The 17,613-nt window shown below is 61.3% G+C and carries 15 protein-coding genes; 3 read left to right on the top strand and 12 right to left on the bottom strand.

The window, feature by feature from the left end:
• Nucleotides 1–75 precede the first annotated feature (75 nt).
• The 7 genes from CD58_RS28245 to CD58_RS28275 form a co-directional block, all read right to left on the bottom strand.
• On the bottom strand, nucleotides 76–1,035 hold the full coding sequence (locus tag CD58_RS28245; RefSeq protein WP_025216203.1) for a response regulator: 960 nt from the start codon (nucleotides 1,033–1,035) through the stop codon (nucleotides 76–78).
• 172 nt (nucleotides 1,036–1,207) lie between these two features.
• On the bottom strand, nucleotides 1,208–1,969 hold the full coding sequence (gene phoU, locus CD58_RS28250; protein ID WP_025216204.1) for a phosphate signaling complex protein PhoU: 762 nt from the start codon (nucleotides 1,967–1,969) through the stop codon (nucleotides 1,208–1,210).
• A gap of 113 nt (nucleotides 1,970–2,082) precedes the next feature.
• Complete coding sequence (gene pstB, locus CD58_RS28255) at nucleotides 2,083–2,916, bottom strand: phosphate ABC transporter ATP-binding protein PstB (protein WP_025216205.1); 834 nt, start codon at nucleotides 2,914–2,916, stop codon at nucleotides 2,083–2,085.
• 167 nt (nucleotides 2,917–3,083) lie between these two features.
• Nucleotides 3,084–4,754 (bottom strand): phosphate ABC transporter permease PstA, encoded by a 1,671-nt coding sequence (gene pstA, locus CD58_RS28260; RefSeq protein ID WP_025216206.1) that lies wholly within the window; start codon nucleotides 4,752–4,754, stop codon nucleotides 3,084–3,086.
• A gap of 15 nt (nucleotides 4,755–4,769) precedes the next feature.
• Entirely contained in the window at nucleotides 4,770–6,803 is a 2,034-nt protein-coding gene (locus CD58_RS28265) for an ABC transporter permease subunit (RefSeq protein ID WP_200868938.1), read from the bottom strand.
• A 479-nt stretch (nucleotides 6,804–7,282) separates the two neighbouring features.
• Nucleotides 7,283–8,281: a phosphate ABC transporter substrate-binding protein PstS gene (locus tag CD58_RS28270; protein WP_025216208.1), complete on the bottom strand. Its 999-nt coding sequence runs from the start codon at nucleotides 8,279–8,281 to the stop codon at nucleotides 7,283–7,285.
• Nucleotides 8,282–8,570: 289 nt separating this feature from the next.
• Complete coding sequence (locus CD58_RS28275; protein ID WP_025216209.1) at nucleotides 8,571–9,869, bottom strand: MFS transporter; 1,299 nt, start codon at nucleotides 9,867–9,869, stop codon at nucleotides 8,571–8,573.
• A 377-nt stretch (nucleotides 9,870–10,246) separates the two neighbouring features.
• Between CD58_RS28275 and CD58_RS28280 the strand changes: the two genes are divergently transcribed.
• Together CD58_RS28280 and CD58_RS28285 are read left to right on the top strand one after the other, a co-directional pair.
• Nucleotides 10,247–10,651 carry an acyl-CoA thioesterase gene (locus tag CD58_RS28280; protein WP_003177184.1) on the top strand — a complete coding sequence of 135 codons (405 nt, stop codon included), beginning with the start codon at nucleotides 10,247–10,249 and terminating at the stop codon, nucleotides 10,649–10,651.
• 57 nt (nucleotides 10,652–10,708) lie between these two features.
• Nucleotides 10,709–11,608, top strand: a complete 900-nt coding sequence (locus CD58_RS28285) for a D-hexose-6-phosphate mutarotase (RefSeq protein ID WP_025216210.1) — start codon at nucleotides 10,709–10,711, stop codon at nucleotides 11,606–11,608.
• A 135-nt stretch (nucleotides 11,609–11,743) separates the two neighbouring features.
• Here the strand turns inward: CD58_RS28285 and CD58_RS28290 are convergent, their stop codons facing one another.
• The 5 genes from CD58_RS28290 to CD58_RS28310 form a co-directional block, all read right to left on the bottom strand.
• The gene (locus CD58_RS28290; RefSeq protein WP_025216211.1) at nucleotides 11,744–12,280 is read right to left on the bottom strand and encodes a DUF3299 domain-containing protein; all 537 of its coding nucleotides are present in this window, start codon (nucleotides 12,278–12,280) and stop codon (nucleotides 11,744–11,746) included.
• 88 nt (nucleotides 12,281–12,368) lie between these two features.
• Nucleotides 12,369–12,614, bottom strand: a complete 246-nt coding sequence (locus CD58_RS28295; protein ID WP_003196372.1) for a GlsB/YeaQ/YmgE family stress response membrane protein — start codon at nucleotides 12,612–12,614, stop codon at nucleotides 12,369–12,371.
• 102 nt (nucleotides 12,615–12,716) lie between these two features.
• Nucleotides 12,717–13,802: a 5-(carboxyamino)imidazole ribonucleotide synthase gene (locus CD58_RS28300; protein WP_025216212.1), complete on the bottom strand. Its 1,086-nt coding sequence runs from the start codon at nucleotides 13,800–13,802 to the stop codon at nucleotides 12,717–12,719.
• A 12-nt stretch (nucleotides 13,803–13,814) separates the two neighbouring features.
• Nucleotides 13,815–14,306 (bottom strand): 5-(carboxyamino)imidazole ribonucleotide mutase, encoded by a 492-nt coding sequence (gene purE / locus CD58_RS28305; RefSeq protein ID WP_003187060.1) that lies wholly within the window; start codon nucleotides 14,304–14,306, stop codon nucleotides 13,815–13,817.
• 333 nt (nucleotides 14,307–14,639) lie between these two features.
• On the bottom strand, nucleotides 14,640–15,557 hold the full coding sequence (locus CD58_RS28310; RefSeq protein ID WP_025216213.1) for a LysR substrate-binding domain-containing protein: 918 nt from the start codon (nucleotides 15,555–15,557) through the stop codon (nucleotides 14,640–14,642).
• Nucleotides 15,558–15,738: 181 nt separating this feature from the next.
• Between CD58_RS28310 and aspA the strand changes: the two genes are divergently transcribed.
• Nucleotides 15,739–17,163 carry an aspartate ammonia-lyase gene (aspA, locus tag CD58_RS28315; protein ID WP_025216214.1) on the top strand — a complete coding sequence of 475 codons (1,425 nt, stop codon included), beginning with the start codon at nucleotides 15,739–15,741 and terminating at the stop codon, nucleotides 17,161–17,163.
• Nucleotides 17,164–17,613 lie beyond the last annotated feature (450 nt).

Consider the following 17,613-nt stretch of genomic DNA (forward strand, 5'->3'; position numbering starts at 1 on the left):
ACTCGATCCAGTGAACTGAAGATCCCCTGTGGGAGCGAGCTTGCTCGCGATGGCGGACTGACAGGCGCCGCCGAATCAGGCGCCAGGTACGAAGTGTTTCTGCGCCGTGCCGCGGGCGATCAGGCGGGAGATGTAGTCGAGTTTCTGCGGGTCTTTGTCGACGAAGCGGAAAGTCAGCTGCAGCCATTCGCTGTCTGGCGTCTGCTCATGGGCGACGATGGCGTGCAGGTAACCATTGAGGCGAGCGGTTTCAGCATTGTCGCCCTGCTCCATGTCCAGCACCGCGCTTTCGAGCACTTGCGGCAGGGTGTCGGTGCGTTTGACCACCAGCAACGCTTCCTTGAGGCTCAGGGCCTTGATCACGCATTGCTGGGTGCCGCTGGACAGGCGCAACTGGCCCTGGCCACGATTGGCGGTCGGCGCGGCGGCGGCCGGGGCTTTGACGGGCGGGCTGTTGAGCAGACCGCGGGCCGGCGCAGCGGCGGCGGGAGCGGCAGCTGCAACCACGGCGGGTTTGGCAAAAGGGTTCACCGCAGGCGCCGACGCCACTGCGGCAACCGGAGCCGCCTTACCGCCGGTCAGGGCGCTAAGGGAGTCATTACCGAATGCCGAATTCATTTTGGTCGGGGCGCTGTTCATCAGGGTGTCGAGCTTACCGACCTTGTGCAGCGCCTGCTTGACCTTGCCCAGCAGTTGCTCGTTGGTGAACGGCTTGCTGACATAGCCGGAAACGCCGGCCTGAATCGCCTGGACGACGTTTTCCTTGTCGCCCCGGCTGGTGACCATCACGAACGGCATGCCCTTGAGGTTGTCCTGCTGACGGCACCAGGTCAGCAGTTCCAGACCGGACATTTCCGGCATTTCCCAATCGCACAGCACCAGGTCGAACGCCTCACGGGCCAGCATGGACTGGGCTTTCTTGCCGTTCACGGCGTCTTCGATGCGGATGCCCGGGAAGTAGTTGCGCAGGCACTTCTTCACCAGGTCACGAATGAACGAAGCATCGTCCACGACCAACACACTGACCTTACTCATCCAGATACACCTCTAAAAAATCCCGGCAAGCATACCGCTTTTACTGATGGCACATCGCCAAAAAAAACCTTCAGTCACGCCGGGACTCTTCGTTCGCGGGGTGCTGCTTTCGATTAAAAAGGCCACAAAAAAAAAGCCCGGCCAGAAGGCCGGGCGCTTTTCTCGGGCAATCTTACTTATCGTCAGTTTCGCCCGGAACATTAGCAGTTTCGGACAGCGTGCCCTCAACTTCTTCCTTCATTCGCTTGAGCCCCAAGTGCCGCACATCGGTACCTCGCACCAGATAGATCACAAGTTCCGAGATGTTGCGTGCATGATCGCCGATACGCTCCAGGGAACGCAGCACCCAGATGATACTCAGCACCCGGGAGATGGAGCGCGGGTCTTCCATCATGTAGGTCGCCAGCTCGCGCAGGGCAGTCTTGTATTCGCGGTCGATGATCTTGTCGTACTGGGCCACCGAGAGCGCCAAGTCGGCGTCGAAGCGCGCGAAGGCGTCCAGGGCATCGCGGACCATGTTGCGCACCTGGTCGCCAATGTGGCGAACCTCGACGTAACCGCGCGGCGCTTCACCTTCTTCGCATAACTGGATGGCACGACGGGCGATCTTGGTGGCTTCGTCGCCGATCCGCTCCAGGTCGATCACCGACTTGGAGATGCTGATGATCAAGCGCAGGTCGGACGCGGCCGGCTGACGACGGGCCAGGATGCGCAGGCATTCCTCGTCGATGTTGCGCTCCATCTGGTTGATCTGGTCGTCGATCTCGCGCACTTGCTGGGCCAGGCCCGAATCGGCCTCGATCAGTGCGGTCACCGCGTCGTTGACCTGCTTTTCCACCAGCCCGCCCATGGCCAGCAGGTGGCTGCGCACCTCCTCCAGCTCGGCGTTGAACTGGGCGGAAATGTGGTGAGTAAGGCCTTCCTTCGAAATCATGGTTTTGCTCCGCAAAAGCTGTGAGCTGCAAGCTACAAGCTGCAAGCTGATGTATGTCGTTACCCGGATCCCATTGACTTGCCGCTTGCAGCTTAAAGCTTGCGGCTCTACGGCTAGCCGTAGCGACCAGTGATGTAGTCTTCGGTCTGCTTCTTGGCCGGATTGGTGAACAGGGTGTCGGTGTCGCCGAATTCCACCAGTTTGCCCATGTACATGAACGCGGTGTAGTCCGAAACCCGGGCCGCCTGTTGCATGTTGTGGGTCACGATGACGATGGTGAACTTGGACTTGAGCTCGTAGATCAGCTCTTCGACTTTCAGCGTCGAGATCGGGTCCAGGGCCGAGCAAGGCTCATCGAGCAGCAACACTTCCGGCTCCACGGCGATGGTGCGGGCGATCACCAGACGTTGCTGCTGACCACCGGACAAGCCCAGTGCCGACTCATGCAGGCGATCCTTGACCTCATCCCACAACGCCGCGCCCTTGAGCGCCCACTCCACCGCTTCGTCGAGGATGCGCTTCTTGTTGATGCCCTGGATGCGCAGGCCGTAGACCACGTTCTCGTAAATGGTTTTCGGGAACGGGTTGGGCTTCTGGAACACCATGCCTACCCGGCGGCGCAACTCGGCCACGTCCTCGCCCTTGCGGTAGATGTTGTGGCCGTAGAGGTTGATTTCACCCTCGACGCGGCAGCCGTCCACCAGATCGTTCATGCGGTTGAAGGTGCGCAGCAAGGTCGACTTGCCGCAGCCCGACGGACCGATGAACGCGGTGACACGCTGTTTCGGGATGTTCAGGCTGACGTCATACAGCGCCTGCTTCTGGCCGTAGAACAGGCTCAGGCCGGGCACTTCGATGGCGACGGTTTCCTGGGCCAGGTCCAGGCTTTGCTTGTCGCGGCCCAGGGCCGACATGTTGATGCCGCGTGCTTGTACTTCGTGTTGCATGGGAGGCTCCCTGTGCTAACAAATTCGGTTCGGAACGCCTGTGTGGCGGCCCCATAAAATTCCAGTGAACGCCGATCAGTGTGGGAGCGAGCTTGCTCGCGAAGGGGCCATCAAGGCCGCCAAAAGCTTCGCGAGCAAGCTCGCTCCCACAGGATCCGCATGGACCATTAACTATCCAGTGCCTTGTACTTCTCGCGCAGGTGGTTACGGATCCACACCGCCGACAAGTTGAGCGTAGCGATCACCAGCACCAGCAGCAGCGCCGTGGCGTACACCAGCGGCCGTGCCGCTTCGACGTTCGGGCTCTGGAAGCCCACGTCATAGATGTGGAAGCCCAAGTGCATGATTTTCTGGTCCAGGTGCAAGTATGGGTAGTTGCCGTCCAGCGGCAGCGACGGGGCCAGTTTCACCACGCCCACCAGCATCAGTGGCGCCACTTCACCGGCGGCGCGGGCCACGGCGAGGATCATGCCGGTCATCATTGCCGGGCTCGCCATGGGCAATACGATTTTCCACAGCGTCTCGGCTTTGGTCGCGCCGAGGGCCAGGGAGCCTTCGCGCACGGTCCGCGGGATCCGCGCCAGGCCTTCTTCAGTGGCCACGATCACCACCGGTACCGCCAGCAGCGCCAGGGTCAGGGACGCCCAAAGCAGGCCCGGGGTACCGAAGGTCGGTGCCGGCAAGGCTTCGGGGAAGAATAGACGGTCGACCGAACCACCCAGCACATAGACAAAGAAGCCCAGGCCGAACACGCCGTAAACGATGGCCGGAACACCCGCCAGGTTGTTCACCGCAATGCGGATCAGGCGGGTCATCGGCCCTTGGCGAGCGTATTCACGCAGGTACACCGCCGCCAGCACGCCGAACGGGGTCACGATCATCGCCATGATCAGGGTCATCATCACCGTGCCGAAGATCGCCGGGAAGATCCCGCCTTCGGTGTTGGCTTCACGAGGGTCGTCGCTGAGGAACTCCCAGACCTTGCTGAAGTAGAAACCAAGCTTGGTTAAGGTGCCCATGCCGTTCGGCTGGTAGGCGTGCACCACCTTGCCGATACCGATTTCCACTTCCTTGCCGTTGGCATCCCGGGCGGTCAGGCTGTCACGGTTGAACTGCGTGTGCAGGTCGGACAGGCGCGCCTCGATGTCCTTGTAACGGGCATTGAGTTCGGCGCGTTCGCTTTCCAAGTCGGCCTGGGCCGCCGCGTCGAGCTTGCCGTCCAGCTCCAGTTTGCGACCGTGCAGGCGGATGCGCTCCAAGCCGGCGTTAATGGCGCCGATGTCGACTTTTTCCAGGGTCTTGAGCTGGGCGGCCAGCTGGTTGACGCGCTCTACGCGGGCCTGCAGTTGCGGCCAGGCGGCCTCGCCTTCGGCGATGACCTTGCCGTCTTCCTTGACGTTGACCAGATAGCCGTAGAAGTTGCCCCACTCACGACGCTCGATGGCCATCAGCTCCGGCGGCGTGGTCTGGTTGGTCAGCCAATCGCCGACGATCCAGGTGAAGTCGGTGCCGTTCAGGTCTCGGTTACCGACCTTGACCAGCTCGCGGGTCATGAACTCGGGGCCTTCGTCCGGCACCGGCAGGCCGGCGCTTTTCAGGCGCTCGCGAGGCACTTCTTCTTTCTGCACCACTTCGCCCACCACCAGGTGCGCAGGCATGCCCGGCACGTTGTAGCTGGCGTGGATCAGGTCCGCCGGCCAGAAGTGGCCCAGGCCGCGCACGGCAATCACTGCCAGCAGGCCAATGGTCATGATGACCGCGATGGACACCGCGCCACCGCTGATCCAGACGCCGGGGGCGCCGCTCTTGAACCATCCTTTCAGGGAGTTCTGTTTCACAGACTTCTACCTTTCTTAAAGCGACGAATATTTCTTGCGCAGACGCTGACGGATCAGCTCGGCGAGGGTGTTCATGACAAAGGTGAACAACAGCAGCACCAGCGCCGAGAGGAACAGCACGCGGTAATGGCTGCCGCCGACTTCCGATTCAGGCATTTCCACCGCCACGTTGGCCGCCAGGGTGCGCAAGCCTTCGAACAGGTTCATCTCCATGACCGGCGTGTTACCGGTGGCCATCAACACGATCATGGTTTCACCCACTGCACGGCCCATGCCGATCATCAGCGCCGAGAAGATGCCGGGGCTGGCGGTGAGAATCACCACGCGGGTCATGGTCTGCCACGGCGTAGCACCGAGGGCCAGCGAACCCAGGGTCAGGCCGCGCGGCACGCTGAACACGGCGTCTTCGGCGATAGAGTAGATGTTCGGGATGACCGCAAAGCCCATCGCCAGGCCGACCACCAGGGCGTTGCGCTGGTCGTAGGTGATGCCCAGGTCATGGGAGATCCACATGCGCATGTCGCCGCCGAAGAACCAGGCCTCCATGTACGGGCTCATGTACAGCGACAGCCAGCCGACGAACAGGATCACCGGGATCAGCATCGCGCTTTCCCAGCCCTCCGGCACCTTCAGGCGGATGGATTCAGGCAAGCGGCTGAACACGAAACCCGCCACCAGGATGCCAATCGGCAGCAACATCAGCAGGCTGAAAATGCCCGGCAGATGTCCTTCGACGTACGGTGCCAGGAACAGGCCGGCGAAGAAGCCGAGAATCACCGTCGGCATCGCTTCCATCAGCTCGATCACCGGCTTGACCTTGCGGCGCATGCCCGGCGCCATGAAGTAGGCGGTGTAGATCGCCGCGGCAACCGCCAGGGGCGCCGCCAGCAGCATCGCGTAGAACGCGGCTTTGAGGGTGCCGAACGTCAGCGGCGAAAGACTCAGCTTAGGTTCGAAGTCGGTGTTGGCGGCGGTCGATTGCCAGACGTATTTAGGTTCGTCGTAGTTTTCGTACCAAACCTTGCTCCACAACGCGCTCCAGGACACTTCCGGGTGCGGGTTGTCCAGCGTCAGCGGTTGCAGCTTGCCGCCCTGTTCCACGATCAGGCGGTTGGCCCGAGGCGACATGCCGAACAGGCCTTGGCCATCGACCACCTGGTCCACCAACAGGGTGCGATGAGCGGTGCTGTGAAACACGCCGAGCTTACCGGCCGCGTCGAGGGCGACGAAGCCTTTGCGACGTTCTTCGGCGCTGATCTCGACGATGGGCGCACTGCCCATCTGGAAGGTACGAATCTGTTTGAAGCGCAGTTCGCCGTCCGGATCACGGGCCATGAACCACTGGGCCAGGCCACCCTTGGAGTCGCCGACGATCAGCGAAATCCCGCCCACCAACTGCGTCGCCGCGGTGACTTGGGCTTCGCCGTTTTCCAGCAACTTGTAGCGACCGTTGAGGCTCTTGTCCCGCAGGCTGAACACGTCGGCCTGGGCACGACCGTTGATCACATACAGCCATTGCTGGCGCGGGTCGACGAAGATGTTTTTCACCGGTTCAGTCATTTGCGGCAGATCGATACGCGTCTGCTCGCTGGTGACTTCACCGGTCATCATGTTTTCTTCGCTGCTGAGGGACAGCACTTGCAGCTGGGCACCGCTGGAGCCGGCTAGCAGCAGGGTCGAATCGGTGGCGTTGAGGCTGACATGCTCCAGGGCCGCGCCCTGCTCGTTCAACGCGATGGGCGTGTCACCGTAAGGGTATTCGATGGCCGGCGAGATGGTTTTCTTGCCGTCCGGGTAGGTGACGTTATAGGTGTGACGCAATACCAGGGCCTGGCCGTTGGACAGACCGATTGCCACCAGCGGGTGGCCGGGCTGATCTTCGCCAATGGAAGTCACGCTGGTCCCGGCGGGAATCGGCAGGTCGACACGGCGCAGTTCGGCGCCACTGTTGATGTCAAAAAACAGCGCCTGGCCCTTGTCGGAAATCCGCATGGCCACCTGGTTCTGCTCTTCGATGGAGATCATCAGGGGTTTGCCGGCGTCTTGCATCCAGGCCGGGGTGATCGAGTCCTTGGCGCTCAGGTCCGCACCCTGGAACAGGGGCAGCACCACGTAGGCCAGGAAAAAGAAGATCAATGTGATGGCGGCCAGGACGGCGAGGCCGCCGATCAAGACGTACCAGCGGGTCAGGCGATCCTTGAGCGCGCGAATACGGCGCTTGCGTTGAAGCTCAGGCGTATTGAAATCAATGCGCTTGGGAGGGGAAGTCGTAGTCATTGTGGAATTGGCCAGATCATTCATGCGCACACCCTAGCGATCCTGTATGACAGAAAGATGACAATGAAGTGACGCAACAAATCCGCCGCCAGCTAGAAGCGGCAGCGGACGGAAAATTCGTGTCTGTGGGAGCGGGCTTGCTCGCGAAGGGGCCAACACATTCGACATGGATGCCGACTGATCCACCGCATTCGCGAGCAAGCCCGCTCCCACAGAGAGCCCGGGCGTTGGCCCGGGCCCGGGCTCAGGTTTTACTTCTTGGCGACACTGCCGCCTTCCGACAGCCCCAGGTCAGCCAGTGCCTTGGCGGCAACCTTGGCTGGCAGCGGGATGTAACCGTCCTTGACCACGACTTCCTGACCTTGCTTGGACAGGATCAGCTTGACGAACTCGGCTTCCAGCGGGGCCAGAGGCTTGTTCGGCGCCTTGTTGACGTAAACGTAGAGGAAGCGCGACAGCGGGTACTTACCGTTCAGGGCGTTTTCTTCGGTGTCTTCGATGAACTCAGTGCTGCCTTTCTTGGCCAGGGCCACGGTCTTCACACTGGCGGTCTTGTAGCCGATGCCCGAGTAACCGACGCCGTTCAGCGAGGAGCTGATCGACTGCACAACCGAAGCCGAGCCTGGCTGCTCGTTGACGTTTGGCTTGTAGTCGCCTTTGCACAGGGCTTCTTCCTTGAAGTAGCCATAGGTGCCAGATACCGAGTTGCGACCGAACAGCTGAACCGGCTTGTTGGCCAGGTCGCCGGTCACGCCCAGGTCACCCCAGGTTTTCACGTCGGCTTTAGCGCCACACAGACGAGTGGACGAGAAGATCGCATCGACCTGTTCCATGGTCAGGTGCTGGATCGGGTTGTCCTTGTGCACGAATACCGCCAGGGCGTCCACGGCTACCGGGATAGCGGTTGGCTTGTAGCCGTACTTCTGCTCGAAAGCTTGCAGCTCGTTGTCCTTCATCTTGCGGCTCATCGGGCCCAGGTTGGAGGTGCCTTCGGTGAGCGCGGGCGGCGCGGTGGACGAACCAGCGGCCTGAATCTGGATGTTTACGTTCGGGTATTCTTTCTTGTAGTTCTCAGCCCACAAGGTCATCAGGTTGGCCAGGGTATCGGAGCCGACGCTGGACAGGTTGCCCGACACACCAGTGGTCTTGGTGTAGCCCGGGATCGCAGGGTCAACAGCGGCAACCGCGTTGGCAGTCGCAACGCCAGCGGCGACAAAGGTCATTGCCGCCATCAAACGCTTCAGTTTCATGCCTTACTCCTAGCAGATAGGGTGTGTTAAGTCGGCCAAGTATTGGTAAGCCGTGTGAACACTCTATGGCTGAAATATGACAATTGGATGAAAGGCCAGCATTGGGTTTACAACATGATTGGCACCAATAAAGGAGTCAGGCAGAGGACCCGTTCATTTACAGAGACGAATGAACCCGTGGCGAGGGAGCTTGCTCCCGCTTGAGCGCGCAGCGCTCACAAAAAAGGGCTGCTGCGCAGCCCAGCGGGAGCAAGCTCCCTCGCCACAATGAATCGCCACCGCCTTAAGCTTAGCGCCCCTTCTTCCAGAGATAGCCACCCACTGCAATCCCGATACCGCAGATCACCGCCACGTAATAGGCCGGCCCCAGTGGGCTTTCCTTGAGCAGCAGGGTGACGATCATAGGAGTCAGGCCGCCGAAGATCGCATACGCCAGGTTGTAGGAGAACGACAGACCACTGAAGCGCACCACGGCCGGGAAGGCCTTGACCATGACATAAGGCACTGCGCCAATGGTGCCCACCAACAGCCCGCTCAGGGCGTAGAGCGGAAACAGCCACTCGGGGTGGTCGAACAGGCTGTGGTAGAAGGTCCAGGAGGTGATCAACAGCAACGTGCTACCGAAGACAAATACCCGCCCGGCGCCGAAACGGTCGGCCAGCACACCGGAGCCGATGCAACCAAAGCTCAGGAACACGATCGCCAGGCTGTTGGCCTGCAACGCGGTGGTCGGACTGAAGTGGTAAACGGTCTGCAGCACCGTCGGGGTCATCAGGATGATCACGATGATGCCGGCCGACAGCAGCCAGGTCAGCAGCATCGAAATCGCGATGGCGCCGCGATGATCACGCAACACAGCCCGCAAGGGTATTTCCTCGGCCAGGGCCTTGCGCAGTTGCAGCTCGGCGAATACCGGGGTTTCGTGGAGCCAGCGGCGCAGGTACACCGAAAACAGACCGAACACACCGCCCAGCAGGAACGGAATCCGCCAGGCGTAATCCGCCACTTCCACCGGCGTATAAATGCTGTTGATGGCTGTGGCCACCAGCGACCCCAGGAGAATCCCCACCGTCAGGCCGCAGGTCAGCGTGCCGCAGGCATAGCCGATGTGACGCGTCGGAACGTGTTCGGAAACGAATACCCAGGCGCCCGGCACTTCGCCGCCAATGGCCGCGCCCTGGATCACCCGCATCAGCAACAGCAGGATCGGCGCCCACATGCCGATCTGGGCATAAGTGGGCAGCAGGCCCATGATCAGGGTTGGCACAGCCATCATGAAAATGCTCAGGGTGAACATTTTCTTGCGCCCCAGCAGGTCGCCGAAGTGGGCCATGATGATCCCGCCCAGCGGCCGGGCCAGGTAACCTGCGGCAAAAATACCGAAGGTCTGCATCAAGCGCAGCCACTCGGGCATTTCGGCCGGGAAGAATAATTTGCCGACCACGGTGGCAAAGAACACGAAAATGATGAAATCGTAGAACTCCAGCGCACCGCCCAAGGCAGAAAGCGACAGGGTCTTGTAATCGTTGCGGGTCAGTGGGCGTGCGGGCTGTGCGGGCATCGCTGTGCTCGAAGGCGCAGGGGTCATGGCGAGGGCTTCTCTTATTAGTCGGTTCTGCAACCCTGACAACACGGGTTGGGGCCTGGGCAGGTTCGGCACGATAACAAATTGTTCGAAAAAGCACATAGAGGTGCGTAATTGACGGTCGAAATCAGAACCCAGTGGTCGTCTCGACGTCTATCGCCCGATATACTCGCAACGTTGCAACACTCTGTAAGGGGTTGCTGTGCGAAAACGTCGTTGGTGGCGTAGCAATAGAACCAGCCGGTTTCGCAGAGTATCCCTTTGGCACGCCTTTACGAAAAACGTGACGAACGCAGTCAGTTCGGGCTGAATCGTTTTTTTCAAAGACGGCTATTCACCTGAATAACAAGACAGCGTTACGGGTCAGAGGCCCCCCCGGCATGATAGAGCTCGAACAAGAAGATCCAATCCCGCAAGGCGACCTGGCCCTGCAAATCACCGCGCTCCCTCGCGAGACCAATGGCTTCGGCGATATTTTCGGCGGCTGGCTGGTGTCCCAGATGGACCTGGCCGGCACCGCCATGGCCAGCAAAGTGGCCGGCGGACGCGTGGCCACTGTGGCGATCGATCGCATGGCGTTCCTGGTGCCGGTGGCGGTGGGTGCGCAGCTTTCCTTTTATACCCAGGCGCTGGAAATCGGCCGCAGCTCGATCCAGATGATGGTCGAGGTCTGGAGCGACGATCCGCTGTCCAGTGAATGGCGCAAGGTGACCGAGGCGGTATTTGTCTTCGTTGCCATCGACGGCAGTGGTCGTACCCGCTCGGTTCCGCCGCGCGCCCGTTAAACACGGCGGCCGTTTTGCGGTCCATTGCAGTTCCTGTTCCTGAGCGAGATTTGCAACATGCCAACGCCCCATGTCGAAGCCGTTAGACTGGATGAACTGAACGGCTGGCGGATCCGCCACGGTCAGGCCGAGTTACTGGTGACCCAGCAAGGCGCGCACATCCTCAGCTATCAAGTGGACGGCCAGCCGCCGCTGATCTGGCTCAACGACCAGGCCACGTTCAAGGCCGGCAAGAGCATCCGCGCTGGCGTGCCGGTGTGCTGGCCGTGGTTCGGCAACCTGACGCGCAACCCCGACAGCGTGCAGGCCATGCGTGTGACCAACGATCCGGCCACGGCCCACGGCTTGGTGCGGGCGATGGACTGGGAGTTGAAGGGCATCGAAGCCGAAGGCGAAAGCCTCAAGGTGGAGTTCGTGCTGCCCTACCCCGAAAACGGCCTCTCGGGCTGGCCTCATCAGGTGGACCTGACGCTGACCATCGTGATGGACGAGCAACTGCACATTCACCTCACCAGCCATAACCGTGGCAGCGAAACCGTCAGCCTCAGCCAGGCGCTGCACAGTTACTTCGCCGTGAGCGATGTGCGCAACGTGCGGGTCGAAGGGGTGGATGGCTTGAACTACATCGAGACCCTGGACGACTGGAAAACTGTCACCCAGGCCGGCGATCTGCACTTTGCCGGCGAGACTGACCGCATCTATCTCGATACCCCGCCGACGCTGAGCATCATCGACCCACAGTGGGAACGCCGGATCGAACTGACCAGCAGCGGTTCGCGCTCGGCAGTGATCTGGAACCCCTGGACCGAACGCGCCAAGGCCTTCAGCGACATGGCCGACGACGGCTGGCAGCGCATGCTGTGCATCGAGACGGCGAATGTGATGGACGATGTGGTGACGCTGTTGCCCGAGGCCAGCCATACCCTGGGCGTGAGCATCTGCAGCAAGCCGCTCTGAGCCGACACAAAAAACCTGTGGGAGCGGGCTTGCTCGCGAATGCGGTGGGTCAGTCAACCTAAGCGCCAACTGACCCACCGCATTCGCGAGCAAGCCCGCTCCCACATTGGGTTTGGGGTCGAGCCAACCAGCCGGTTACAAATCCGCCTCCTGCACCACCCTCACCTTCTCCGCCTCCAGTGCATACGCCGCGCTGGCCAGGTCGTTGTCGACCTTTTCGATCTTCAGCGTGCCGGTCACCCACAATGGCGTATAGATGTCGTCCAGTTTCAGGCCCTTGGGGTAGCGCACCAGCACCAGTTGATTCGGCGGCGGTGGCGGGACGTGGATGCAGGCGCCGGGGTAAGGCACGAGGAAAAACAGCGTGCTGCGGCCCTTGGCGTCGGTTTCCAGCGGCACGGGGTAACCGCCGATACGAATGTGTTTGTCGTTCATCGACGCCACGGTCTTGGTGGAGTACATCACCGCCGGCAGGCCTTTGCTTTGTTTCAGGCCACCTTTTTCGGTGAAGGTGCCGCTGGCTTCGGGAGAGTCGTGGTCGATCTCGGGCATGGCCTCGAGGGCTTTCTGGTCCGACTTGGGCATCAATTCGAGCCAGTCGGTTTCCGGCAGTTCGGCGGCATGGGCCAGGCCACTGCCCAGCAGAAGAAGGGTCAACACTAGACGGCGCATGAAAGGGCTCGGCAATGAGTGGGAAGTGCAACGCCGGGCATTTTAGCCCTCTCTGCGCGCCCGCAGAGAGGGCTTTGACGCATTTGGATCAGTTTCTTTTGATCAGGCCGTAGATCACCAGCAACACCACCGCGCCCACCAGGGCACCAATGAAGCCAGCGCCTTGGCCAGCCTGGTAGATGCCCAAGGCCTGGCCGCCGTAAGTGGCCGCCAACGAACCGCCAATACCGAGCAGAATGGTCATGATCCAGCCCATGCTGTCATCGCCCGGTTTCAGGAAGCGCGCCAGCAGGCCGACAATCAAGCCGATAAAGATGGTTCCAATGATTCCCATGGCATTTCCCTCTGGTTGAATAGCTAGAGCCAGATCCGTTCAGATTTGGCACCTAGCTAATGAGAGAAGTTGGCCGACGAATGGTTCCAACGACGACCCAGACTATTGCTCGGCGATCAGCGTCTCGACCTTGATGATCTGCTGGGCCAGGGTGGCCCGGTCAGCACAACGCAGGTTGGCGTGACCGACCTTGCGCCCGGCCTTGAACGCCTTGCCATAGTGATGCAAATGGCAATCGGCAATGGCCAGGACTTTTTCGCTGTCCGGGACCTTGCCAATGAAGTTGAGCATCGCGCTTTCACCGACCTTGGCGGTCGACCCCAGCGGCAGCCCAGCCACCGCCCGCAGGTGGTTTTCGAACTGGCTGCACTCGGCGCCTTCAGTGGTCCAGTGCCCGGAGTTGTGCACCCGCGGCGCGATTTCGTTGGCCTTGAGACCACCGTCCACTTCAAAGAACTCGAACGCCATTACGCCGACGTAGTCGAGCTGCTTGAGCACCCGGCTGGAATAGTCCTCGGCCAGGGCCTGCAACGGATGGTCGGTGCTGGCGACGGACAGTTTGAGGATGCCGTCCTTGTGGGTGTTGTGCACCAGCGGGTAGAAACGGATTTCACCGTCGCGGGCCCGCACGGCGATCAGCGAGACTTCCCCGGTGAACGGCACGAAGCCTTCCAGCAGGCAGGCCACGCTGCCCAACTCGGCAAACGTGCCAACCACGTCTTCTGGTTTGCGCAGGACTTTCTGGCCCTTGCCGTCGTAACCCAGGGTGCGGGTCTTGAGTACCGCCGGCAGGCCGATGGCGGCCACGGCGGCGTCCAGGTCGGCCTGGGACTGAATGTCGGCGAAGGCCGGGGTGGGGATGCCCAGGTCCTTGAACATGTTCTTTTCGAACCAGCGGTCACGGGCGATGCGCAAGGCTTCGGCGCTCGGGTAGACCGGGACGAACTGGGACAGGAACGCCACGGTTTCAGCCGGAACGCTTTCGAATTCGAAGGTCACCAGGTCGACTTCGTCGGCCAATTGGCGCAGGTGATCCTGGTCGCCATAGTCGGCCCGCAAGTGTTCACCCAGCGCGCTAGCGCAGGCGTCCGGTGCCGGGTCCAGGAAAGCGAAGTTCATCCCCAGCGGCGTACCCGCCAGGGCCAACATGCGACCCAACTGGCCGCCACCGATTACACCGATCTTCATTCGTCAACAACCTCAGGCAATGCGTGGGTCTGGATTGTCCAGGACGCTGTCTGTCTGCTCAGCGCGGAATTTTTTCAACACGGTATGAAACTGTGGATGCTTGGCGCCCAGGATGCTCGCTGAGAGCAGGGCCGCGTTGATCGCGCCGGCCTTGCCGATGGCCAGGGTCGCCACCGGTATGCCGGCCGGCATCTGCACGATCGACAGCAGCGAATCGACGCCCGAGAGCATCGACGACTGCACCGGCACGCCCAGCACCGGCAGGTGGGTCTTGGCCGCACACATGCCTGGCAAGTGGGCCGCGCCACCGGCACCGGCGATAATCACCTCGATGCCACGAGACTCGGCTTCTTCAGCGTACTGGAACAGCAGGTCCGGGGTACGGTGGGCGGAAACCACTTTCACCTCGTAAGGGATGCCGAGCTTTTCCAGCATATCGGCGGTGTGGCTAAGGGTGGACCAATCGGACTTGGAGCCCATGATCACGCCAACCAGTGCACTCATCGTCGTGCCTCTTCTCTCTGGGCGCCCGCAGGCGCGTCAAAAAACAACAAGCCACGCAGGAAACCGGCGTGGCTTGTTGTACGAATTATGGCCGGGCGAACCGACCGAAGGCCGGGCAGTATACCGAAAACGGTGCGTTAAACGCACTTTCGCCGACCATCTGTCATTTGGGGTGAAGTGGCGGTTTTATTGACCCGCAGGTCAGCGAGGGAACAGCCTAAATCCCTGTGGGAGCGGGCTTGCTCGCGAATGCGGAGTGTCAGTCATGTAGGTGGCGACTGACACTCCACATTCGCGAGCAAGCCCGCTCCCACAAGGGGTTCTGCATTGTTTTCAGGATCCGGTGGCGCCCTGCGCCGCACCGCCTTCGAGCTTGCGCCACAACAACCGCACATTGGCCTTGCGCACCAGGGCGCAGCGGTACAGGCGGATTTCCAGGGGGACGTGCCATTGCGGGCCGCCGCAGATCACCAGTTCGCCCCGGGCCAATTCAGCGCGTACGCTCAGGTGCGGCACCCAGGCGATGCCCAGGCCTTCCAGGGCCATGCTTTTCAGGCTGTCGGCCATGGCGGTCTCGTAGACCGTGGTGAAACGCAACGCCCGCTGGCGCAACAACTGGTTGACCGAGCGACCGAGAAACGCGCCGGCGCTGTAGGCCAGCAGCGGTACGCTGGCCTCGCCTTCCGGGTCGAACAGCGGCTTGCCCTCAGCATCGGCCGCGCACACCGGGAGCATTTCGGTCTGGCCCAGGTGCAGTGACGGAAAGATCTCCGGGTCCATCTGCATCGCCGAGTCCGGATCGTAGAAGGCCAGCATCAGGTCGCAGCCGCCTTCGCGCAATGCATGGACCGCATCGCCGACGTTGGTCGCCACCAGCCGCGTGGCGATGTTCATCCCTTCGTTGCGCAACTGCGCAATCCAGCGCGGAAAGAAGCCCAGCGCCAGGGAATGGGCCGCCGCCACCTGGATGACTTCGCCCTGCCCGCCCTCCAGATGATGCAAATGACGCAGCACTTCGCCCAGTTGCTCGACCACCGTGCGCGCCGTTACCAAAAACAGCTGCCCCGCCGCCGTCAGTTCGATCGGTGTACGGGAGCGGTTGACCAGGGTCAGCCCGAGCGCCGCCTCGAGGCTGCGGATTCGCCGACTGAAAGCCGGCTGCGTCACGAAGCGCCGTTCGGCCGCCTGGGAGAAACTGCGCGTCGCGGCCAGGGCACTGAAGTCCTCGAGCCATTTGCTTTCAAGATTCATCACGTCCTCCCGTTACACGCACCAAAACAGGTCACACGTTCGCCGCACCGCCAACGTCACACCGGCATTATGCCGAATATGCATAGGCCAGTGTTTAACAGCATTGGCCCTAATTTTTTCGAAAGCCTAGGATTCACAGCGTTCCGGCTCAGACCGGGTCCTTATCGAGATGATTTCCATCATGTCCTCCGCTGCATCATTCCGCACAGAAAAAGACCTGCTTGGCGTACTCGAAGTACCGGCGCAAGCGTATTACGGCATCCAGACCCTGCGAGCGGTGAACAACTTCCGTCTCTCCGGCGTTCCGATCTCGCATTACCCTAAGTTGGTGGTCGGTCTGGCGATGGTCAAACAGGCCGCCGCCGACGCCAACCGCGAGCTGGGCCAGCTCAGCGAAGCCAAGCACGCCGCCATCAGCGAAGCCTGTGCACGATTGATCCGCGGCGATTTCCACGAAGAGTTCGTGGTGGACATGATCCAGGGCGGCGCCGGCACGTCGACCAACATGAACGCCAACGAAGTCATCGCCAACATCGCGTTGGAGGCCATGGGCCACAACAAAGGTGAATACCAGTACCTGCACCCGAACAACGACGTGAACATGGCGCAGTCCACCAACGACGCCTACCCGACCGCGATCCGCCTGGGTCTGCTGCTGGGTCACGACGCGTTGCTGGCCAGCCTCGACAGCCTGATCCAGGCGTTCGCCGCCAAGGGTGAAGAATTCAGCCACGTCCTGAAAATGGGCCGCACCCAGCTGCAGGACGCTGTGCCGATGACACTCGGCCAGGAATTCCGCGCCTTCGCCACCACCCTGAGCGAAGACTTGGCGCGCCTGAAAACCCTGGCGCCTGAACTGCTTACCGAAGTGAACCTGGGTGGCACCGCCATCGGCACCGGCATCAACGCCGACCCGCGCTACCAGGCCCTGGCCGTACAGCGTCTGGCAACCATCAGCGGCCAGCCGCTGGTTCCGGCCGCCGACCTGATCGAAGCCACCTCCGACATGGGCGCCTTCGTGCTGTTCTCCGGCATGCTCAAGCGCACCGCGGTCAAGCTGTCGAAGATCTGCAACGACCTGCGCCTGCTGTCCAGCGGCCCGCGCACCGGCATCAACGAAATCAATCTGCCGGCTCGCCAGCCAGGCAGCTCGATCATGCCCGGCAAGGTCAACCCGGTCATCCCGGAAGCGGTCAACCAGGTTGCGTTCCAGATCATCGGCAACGACCTGGCCCTGACCATCGCGGCCGAAGGCGGCCAACTGCAGTTGAACGTGATGGAACCGCTGATCGCCTTCAAGATCTTCGACTCGATCCGCTTGCTGCAACGGGCCATGGACATGCTGCGCGAGCACTGCATCGTGGGCATCACCGCCAACGAAGCGCGCTGCCGCGAGCTGGTCGAACACTCGATCGGCCTGGTCACCGCCCTGAACCCGTACATCGGTTATGAAAACGCCACCCGCATCGCCCGTGTCGCCCTGGAAAGCGGTCGTGGCGTGCTGGAACTGGTGCGCGAAGAAGGCTTGCTCGACGACGCCATGCTCGACGACATCCTGCGCCCGGAAAACATGATTGCTCCGCGTCTGGTCCCGCTGAAAGCGTGATCGACGCGACCATTGCTCACCAGGTCGAGGGACTAGACACCTCTCACCTTTTGAGGGCTTGGGGTTCTTCCCCAAGCCCTTTTTTTAATTGATAGCCACAAAGGATGACCGAACCTGTAGGAGGGAACCTGCTCGCGATAAACGACGGTGCGCTGCCCGTTGTATACCGTGTCGTCAGCCATCGCGAGCCAGTTCGCCCCCACAGAAACCTGACCGGACGGCCAGGTGCTTCAAAGGGTCCGTTTCGTCGGACGCACCACAATCGTGCAGACGAGTGCCGCACTGATGGGTATAGTGCCGCCCCTCTTCGCGTGAGCGGTCGTCAGTAGCGAGACCCTAAACATGCGAAAACCGAACTAATAACAAACCCGCGAAAATGGACCGGGACGAAATATCGCCTTACCTGTCGAACCGCCCAAGGGCCGATGTAACGCGATGTTTCCAAATGGC

It is taken from the genome of Pseudomonas brassicacearum, from assembly GCF_000585995.1.
Taxonomy (GTDB): Bacteria; Pseudomonadota; Gammaproteobacteria; order Pseudomonadales; family Pseudomonadaceae; genus Aquipseudomonas; species Aquipseudomonas brassicacearum_A.